Source organism: Paenalicyclobacillus cellulosilyticus (assembly GCF_014647315.1).
Taxonomy (GTDB): domain Bacteria; phylum Bacillota; class Bacilli; order Alicyclobacillales; family Alicyclobacillaceae; genus Alicyclobacillus_J; species Alicyclobacillus_J cellulosilyticus.
The window spans coordinates 1-6,814 of the sequence record NZ_BMOY01000065.1 but is presented as its reverse complement, the minus strand read 5'-3'; the positions used below and the strand labels follow the sequence as shown (position 1 = coordinate 6,814).

The 6,814-nt window shown below is 65.7% G+C and carries 8 protein-coding genes; 6 read left to right on the top strand and 2 right to left on the bottom strand.

Going from position 1 to position 6,814, the window contains the following annotated elements; translation table 11 throughout:
- Window positions 1–78: 78 nt before the first annotated feature.
- A complete protein-coding gene (locus IEX97_RS12615; RefSeq protein ID WP_188883460.1) occupies window positions 79–414 on the bottom strand; it encodes a hypothetical protein in 336 nt (111 codons plus the stop codon).
- Window positions 415–569: 155 nt separating this feature from the next.
- On the opposite strand from IEX97_RS12615, the gene IEX97_RS12610 reads away from it, so the two are divergent.
- Together IEX97_RS12610 and IEX97_RS12605 are read left to right on the top strand one after the other, a co-directional pair.
- Window positions 570–1,895, top strand: a complete 1,326-nt coding sequence (locus tag IEX97_RS12610) for a glycosyl hydrolase family 18 protein (protein WP_229776903.1) — start codon at window positions 570–572, stop codon at window positions 1,893–1,895.
- A 124-nt stretch (window positions 1,896–2,019) separates the two neighbouring features.
- Window positions 2,020–2,733: an L-ribulose-5-phosphate 4-epimerase gene (locus tag IEX97_RS12605; RefSeq protein WP_308426210.1), complete on the top strand. Its 714-nt coding sequence runs from the start codon at window positions 2,020–2,022 to the stop codon at window positions 2,731–2,733.
- 116 nt (window positions 2,734–2,849) lie between these two features.
- Here IEX97_RS12605 and IEX97_RS12600 read toward each other — a convergent pair whose 3' ends face one another.
- Complete coding sequence (locus IEX97_RS12600; RefSeq protein ID WP_188883458.1) at window positions 2,850–3,302, bottom strand: VOC family protein; 453 nt, start codon at window positions 3,300–3,302, stop codon at window positions 2,850–2,852.
- A gap of 191 nt (window positions 3,303–3,493) precedes the next feature.
- Between IEX97_RS12600 and IEX97_RS12595 the strand changes: the two genes are divergently transcribed.
- From IEX97_RS12595 to IEX97_RS12580, 4 genes are all read left to right on the top strand, one after another.
- Window positions 3,494–4,135, top strand: coding sequence for an HlyD family secretion protein (locus tag IEX97_RS12595; protein ID WP_188883457.1), 642 nt, complete (start codon window positions 3,494–3,496; stop codon window positions 4,133–4,135).
- A gap of 13 nt (window positions 4,136–4,148) precedes the next feature.
- The gene (locus tag IEX97_RS12590) at window positions 4,149–5,789 is read left to right on the top strand and encodes a DHA2 family efflux MFS transporter permease subunit (RefSeq protein WP_229776901.1); all 1,641 of its coding nucleotides are present in this window, start codon (window positions 4,149–4,151) and stop codon (window positions 5,787–5,789) included.
- 184 nt (window positions 5,790–5,973) lie between these two features.
- Entirely contained in the window at window positions 5,974–6,363 is a 390-nt protein-coding gene (locus IEX97_RS12585) for a hypothetical protein (RefSeq protein ID WP_188883456.1), read from the top strand.
- A 34-nt stretch (window positions 6,364–6,397) separates the two neighbouring features.
- Window positions 6,398–6,814 (top strand): DnaJ domain-containing protein (locus tag IEX97_RS12580; protein ID WP_373289458.1); only part of this gene is annotated, 417 nt, incomplete at its 3' end.

Genomic DNA, 6,814 nt, shown 5'->3' with positions numbered 1-6,814 from the left:
CGCAAGCAGGCGCGCGCAAAGCGGCGCCGGCGGCGGACCGGGTGAAGCGCCGCGGCGCGGGCCGTGCGACCGCCGCCGTCAGCGGTGGCGCGTCTTGCCGGTGACCCGCGCCTGCGTCTCCTTGAACAGCTCGTAGAACCGCAGCATCGCCGGCCGCAGGTTGTCCGGAATGTGCATCTGCGCAATCATCTGCCCGCCTTTGAGGTACACCCGCATCCAGCGCAGGACCGGTTGCACGAGCCCGGTCACCGGATCCCGCTCCTGCTCAAATTCCAGGGAGGCGTAAATCTCATCCCACGGGTACGTGATGGCCACGCCGGGGATCCGCGGGTTGATGTTGTCGACAAATCCTTCCTCCGTGATCCAGTACACAGCTTTCCCGACTTTGTATTCCGCGATATACGGCTGTGCCATGACAGACCTCCGTCTCCTGCCGCCCCTCGCGGGGGCTCGTCCCCAGTATAGCGGAGCAGGGGCGGCGGACCCAAGCCCTGTGGTCGCGCACCAACTGCCCGCGCCGGCCATACGGATGGCAGAAGGCCATCCCAGCGCGAGAAAGGGTGTTGACCATGTGGATGTACACCACCCGGGCAGGAGACCGGGTCCGCGCGGTCGCCGAGCGGATCGGCACGACGGCGGAGGAGATCTTTCGTTTGAATGAACTGGATCGCACCGGCGAGGTCCTCCCGCCCGGGCTGCACCTGTTGTACCCTGGCCCGCCGCTGTTGGCTGCGCCGTACGCCGTGCGCCCCGGCGATGACCTGGCGGCGGTGGCGCGGCGCATCGGCGTCGACGAAAGGCGCCTTGCGTACTGGCTCGGCGTGCCGGAAGGCGCGGTGCCGGCGTGGCGGGCCGGGGAAGTCGTCTATGTGCCGCAACGCGTGGCGAGCCGCTACCCCATCGAGGTCAACGCCTACCTGTTGCCCACCGGCTCCCCGAGCGACGCGCGTCTTTTGCACGACGTCACGTCGGTGACGTACCTGTCGGTCTTCAGTTACACCGTGCGGGCAGACGGTACCGTTCTGCCGCGGCGCGACGAAGAAGCGCGCCAAGCGGCCCTGCGGCAGGGCATGGTGCCGCTGTTGACCCTCACCAACTTCGACGGCAACCGCTTCAACCGCGAACTGGCGCACATGGTACTCACCCGTCCTCCTTTGCGGCAGCGGGTGGTGGAACAGGTCGTCGGGCTCGTGCAAACGCGCCGGTTCGGGGGTGTGATGGCCGACTGGGAGGGTCTTTTTCCAGCCGATCGCGACCTGTACACCTCGTTCATCGCCGATCTCGCCGCCGCGTTGCGCGGCCGTGGCTTTCGCCTCGCGGTTTCGCTGCCGCCGCGGGCGGGTGCCGCGGCCGGTCCCGCCGCGGCCGGTGACGATGGGCGGGCATACGATTACCGGGCGCTCGGGCGGATTGCCGACTTTGTCGAGCTGCGCACGTACGAGTGGGGATGGGTGGGAGGACCGCCCAACCCCATCGCGCCGTATCCAAAGGTGCGGGACGCCGTCGACGATGTGACGCGCCTCATCCCGCCGGGCAAGGTGCTGATGGGCATCAGCCTCTATGGCTACGATTGGCCCCTGCCCTATCCGGACGCAGGACGAGCGGCGAAGGTGTCCAACAACACGGCCCAGAACCTCGCCATCGTCGAACGGGCGCCTGTCGGCTGGGATGCGGCCGCGGCGGCGCCGCGTTACCGGTATGAGGAGGAGGGCACTGTGCACGAGGTGTGGTTTGAGGATGCCCTGTCGGCGGTGGTCAAACTGAGGTTGGTGGCCGACTACCGCCTGCGCGGCGTGAGCATGTGGGTGTTGCCCAACGAGTCGCCGCAGACCTGGTATCTGGTCAAGGACGCGTTTGTCGTCCGCGGCAGCCCGGAGGCGTCGGCGCGCGCTTGACCAAGCGGCGTGCGCCGGCGGCTGACGGACGGGACGCCTGTGCGCTACTTGCGCGCCGCGTTGCGCACAGCCGCGATTTCCTCTAGCATGAAGATTGCGATGCGTGAAAGGGGAGACGAGGCAGATGTCGCTGCAGGAAGTGAAACAGCAGGTGCTCGAAGCCAACCGCCAGCTGCCGGGCTTGGGCTTGGTCAAGTTGACATGGGGGAATGTCAGCGGCCTCGACGCGGAAACGGGGCTCGTCGTCATCAAGCCGAGCGGCGTGCCGTACGAACGATTGACCATCGACGACCTCGTGGTGGTCGATCTCGACGGGCGCGTGGTGGAGGGACGGCTGAACCCGTCGTCCGACACGCCGACGCACGTGTACTTGTACCGGTCGTTCCGGGGGATTGGCGGCATTGTGCACGTCCATTCGCCATGGGCCACCATCTTCGCTCAGGCCGGCCGCCCCATCCCGCCGCTGGGCACGACGCACGCCGATCACTTCTACGGCGAGGTGCCGTGCACGCGCGCGCTCACGGAAGAGGAGATCAGCGGCCACTACGAACTGGAGACGGGCAAGGTGATCGCCGAGGCGTTCCGCCAGCGCGATCCGCTGGCCGTTCCGGCGGTGTTGGTGCGTCAGCACGCGCCGTTCTGCTGGGGCAAGGACGCCCTCGATGCCTTGCGCAACGCCATCGTGCTCGAAGAGGCGGCGAAGTTCGCCTATCACACCATGATGCTCAACCCGCGGGTCGAGCCCATCGGGCAGTCGCTGCTCGACAAGCACTACCAGCGCAAGCACGGGCCCGGGGCGTATTACGGACAGCGGGAAGCCGCGGGCGCGGCCCACTGAGGCCACACAGGCGCAACACGCGTGCAGAGAACACGCCGGCCGGCCCGGGAAGCCCGGTACCGGCCGGTGCTGACCTGCGCCCGGCGCTGTCCTGCGCCCGGTCGCGGCGGCGCCGTTCAGTCGTTCTCCAGCAGCTCAATCGCCACCTTCAGCTGGGGCACGGTGTCGATGTAGGCGTACCGGCCGCCGGTGTACTCGCCTTTTTGCACCAGGGGCATGTCCCGGCCGGCAAGCAGGGTGATCTTCTCCTGCATGCCTTGGATCACGAAGGCGATGTGGTGCACGCCCTCCCCGTGCTGGTCTAAAAATTCCCGCCATGTGCTCGGGTGTTCATCCGGCTCGATGAGCTCGATGTCGAGGTTGCCAAGTTTGAAGAACGCCAGCTTGGCGCGCCCGTAGCACGGCTCACCCCGGTAGGTGGCCTGCGTCTTGTCGATGGTGTCGGTCAGAAACCACTTGGGTTTCTCGACGCCGAAAAAGTCTGCGAACGCTTGCGACGTCTTCTCAATGTCGCGGACGATGATGCCAATCTGCGTCACCACGTCGGTGCCGAGCAGGCCGCCTGCCATCCTGGTTCCTCCTTTGGATCCTGACATCCACGAATATTTGCGCACGCGGGGGGTACGTTTGTCAAGGGGAGCGCGGGCTGGCCCGCCGCGATCCACGGCATTGTGTTCCGGCCCGGTTGCGGTATATAATGAACACCGTCCGTGATGATTATGTCACTAAAATAATTGCGCGACGGGAGGCATGGGCGGACGTGAATGCGAGACGCTTGTTGGTGGTCAACATCCTCATCATCCTCGTCATCATCGTCGTGGGATTCGTCGGCTACTACCTGTACAACCAGTCGACGATGTATCTGAGCACGGACAACGCTCAGGTCAGCGGGCAGCAGATTGCCATCGACGCGCCGGCGGCCGGCAAGCTGGTGCATTGGAAGGGCGCGCTTGGCGCACACTTCAACGCCGGTCAGGCGGTGGGCGACATCGATGTGGGCGGCGGCAAGCTCGTCCCGGTGGCGATGCCGCAAGACGGCACCATTGTGTTGAACTCCGCGGTGAACAATGAGTTCGTGGCGCCGGGCACGCCGCTCGCCTACGCGTACGACCTGAACCACCTGTGGGTGACCGCGAACATCAAGGAGACGGAGATCAGCGACGTGAAAGTGGGCCAGGACGTCGATGTCACGGTCGACGCGTACCCCGGCATCACCCTCAAGGGCACGGTGAGCCAAATCGGTCTCGCCACCGCGGCCACGTTCTCGTTGTTGCCGCAGAACAACGACACCGCCAACTTCACCAAGGTGACCCAGGTCATTCCGGTCATCATCAGCCTGCAGGGGGATCAAGGAATCGGACTGGTGCCGGGCATGAGCGCGACGGTCCGGATCCATCGGTGAGGGGTGGTGACGGGTGACGGCTCGTGACATACCGGCCAAGGCGCGCCGCAACACTTCCGGGCGGCAAGAGCTCCACGTGGTCCCCAACATGGTGGTCCTGCTGCTCGGCGCCTTCGTCACCATTCTCAATCAGACGTTGCTCAACGTGGCCATCCCGCACCTGATGACCGCGTTCAACGAGAACGCCGACACCATTCAGTGGCTGTCGACGGCGTACATGTTGACCAACGGCGTCCTCATCCCGCTGTCGGCGTATCTCATCGGGACGTTCACGACGCGGCAGTTGTTCATCTCGTCCATGGTGTCCTTCACGGTGGGTTCGTTCATCTGCAGCATCGCGCCGACGTTTTCGGTGCTGCTGATTGGCCGCATCATCCAGGCGGTGGGTACGGGCGTCATCATGCCGCTGTTGATGACCGTGGCCCTGAACCTGTTCCCGCCCGAGACGCGCGGCCGGTCGATGGGCGTCATCGGCATCGCGATGATCTTCGCGCCGGCGCTTGGCCCCACCATCTCGGGCTGGATTGTCGAGGACTACTCGTGGCGGCTCCTGTTTTGGATTGTCATTCCGATTGCCGTGATCGACATCGTGTTGGCGGTGTTCTATTTGCGCAACGCGACGGATCGGACGTCCCCCCGGGCCGACTGGCTGGGGTTGGTCACGTCGGTGGTCGGTTTCGGCGCGCTGTTGTACGGCTTCAGCAAAGCGGGCAGCAAGGGTTGGCATGATTCGGAAGTGGTGACGTCGCTCCTCGTCGGCGTGGTGTTTCTGATCCTGTTCATCCTGCGCGAGGTGACGGCGAAAGAGCCGCTGTTGCGGCTTGAGGTGTTCCGCTACCCGATGTTCACCCTGTCGACCATCGTGAGCTGTGTGGTCAACATGGCGATGTTCGGCGCCATGATCCTGCTGCCGATTTACATTCAAAACATCCGGGGCTACACGCCGCTCGAGGCCGGTCTGTTGCTCATGCCCGGGTCCATCCTGATAGGCATCATGTCCCCCGTCGCGGGCGCCTTGTTCGACCGCATCGGACCGCGGCCGCTGGTGCTGTTCGGCTTGGCGGTCACCATCGTCACCACGTGGGAGTTCGCCAATTTGACCGACAGCACCACGTACGGGCATGTGATGTGGCTGTACACCTTGCGGATGTTCGGGATGTCGTTCATCATGATGACGGTGATGACGGCCGGATTGAATCAGCTCCCACGGGCGCTGAACAGCCATGGTACCGCGGCGGCCAACACCGCGCGGACGGTGGCGGCTTCCCTCGGGACGGCCATCATGGTCTCCATCATGTCGACGCGGGCTTCGTATCACCTGGCTCAGTACGGAAACACGGTGTCCCTGGCCAACCCGAACTTGGTGCAAACCGTCACCCAACTGAGCCATGCGCTGGCGTTCAAGCTCGGTGTTCCGCTGCAGACGGGGCACGCCGCGACCATCCAGCTCTTGTACGGGCTCGCCAACGTGCAGGCCACCATCCAGGGCATCAACGATTCCTTCCTGTTCTCCGTGGTCTTGTGCGGGATCGCGTTCGTCCTTTCGTTCTTTCTGCGGCGCGTGCTGCCGCCCGACCGGCAGCGTCCGCCGCGGCAGGTGCCGCAGCTTCCCGAAACCGAGGCGCGCAAGCTCCTGGCTTCGCAAGCCGATTGAAGAACGGCTGGTTTGGCATTGATACGGACCCCGTGAACCGAGGTACAGGATGACGCCCGCTTTACGGATGGTTTGAACACCGCTCCTGCGGCCGGCGGTCAGGTGCCGCCGGACCCGGGAGCGCAACGCGGCGCGCGGACCGGTTGGTGGCATCCGGCACCGCGGTATCCGGGAGGTGAGCGACGTGACCTTCATCATCGCCTTCTTGGTTTTCGTCATCGTCTTGGGCGGATTGCTCATTTTGTACAACCTGCGCGTCTTGGCCGGTGCGGAGGGCGCGCGCCCGCAGCCGGCGCCTGCGGCAAACGACGCACAAAGCCAGCCCATGGCGCACGGACCGGGAGAGGCGGCACCGGCAGAGGCGGCATCGGCTGGGGTGCCGGAAGGTGCCGCGGCGGACAGCGAGGCCGCTCCCAACGCACAGCCTGTTGCGGGCGGCTTCCTGGCACCGCCCGCAAAGACGCCGAGCGGGGTGCGTTCTCCGTCGGCGGTGGCAGCGGCGGAGGGTGAACACGGCGAAGCCGCTGCGGCGGATGAGCCGCACCGCACGGAGGGCGGCTCCGCAGAGACGTGAGGGTGTGCCATGACCCGGGATGGAAGGTGGTCGCGTGGAGCAGCGTACGGAGATTCGCGCATGCCCGCACTGCCGGACAGGCAACCGGGTGTTGTTGAGCAAGCGTGCGCTGGCCAAAGCATATTGCGGCCGTTGCCGGCAGCCGTTGCAGCTCACCTACTACGAGGTGCTTGGCGTGCCGCGGGACGCGGATGCGGCGGCCATCAAGCGCGCGTATCGCGCCTTGGCGGCTGCATGGCACCCGGACCGGAATGCGTCTAAGCACGCCGCTGAGGTGTTCAGCTATCTGACGGAAGCGTACCGCATCCTCGTCCACCCGGAACGGCGGCAAGCGTACGACACCATGCTGGCGCAAGCTGCGGAGAGGTCCGCCGGGGCGCCGGACGCGAGCCGCGCCGCGGCTGCGGCGGGCGGGCACAACAGGGCGGCGCGCGCAGGCGACACCGCCGCA

Excerpts from the sequence above, each read along its gene's own strand:
- IEX97_RS12615 (WP_188883460.1), bottom strand. The coding sequence starts at position 414 with ATGGCACAGCCGTATATCGCGGAATACAAAGTCGGGAAAGCTGTGTAC.
- IEX97_RS12610 (WP_229776903.1), top strand. The coding sequence starts at position 570 with ATGTGGATGTACACCACCCGGGCAGGAGACCGGGTCCGCGCGGTCGCC.
- IEX97_RS12605 (WP_308426210.1), top strand. The coding sequence starts at position 2,020 with ATGTCGCTGCAGGAAGTGAAACAGCAGGTGCTCGAAGCCAACCGCCAG.
- IEX97_RS12600 (WP_188883458.1), bottom strand. The coding sequence starts at position 3,302 with ATGGCAGGCGGCCTGCTCGGCACCGACGTGGTGACGCAGATTGGCATC.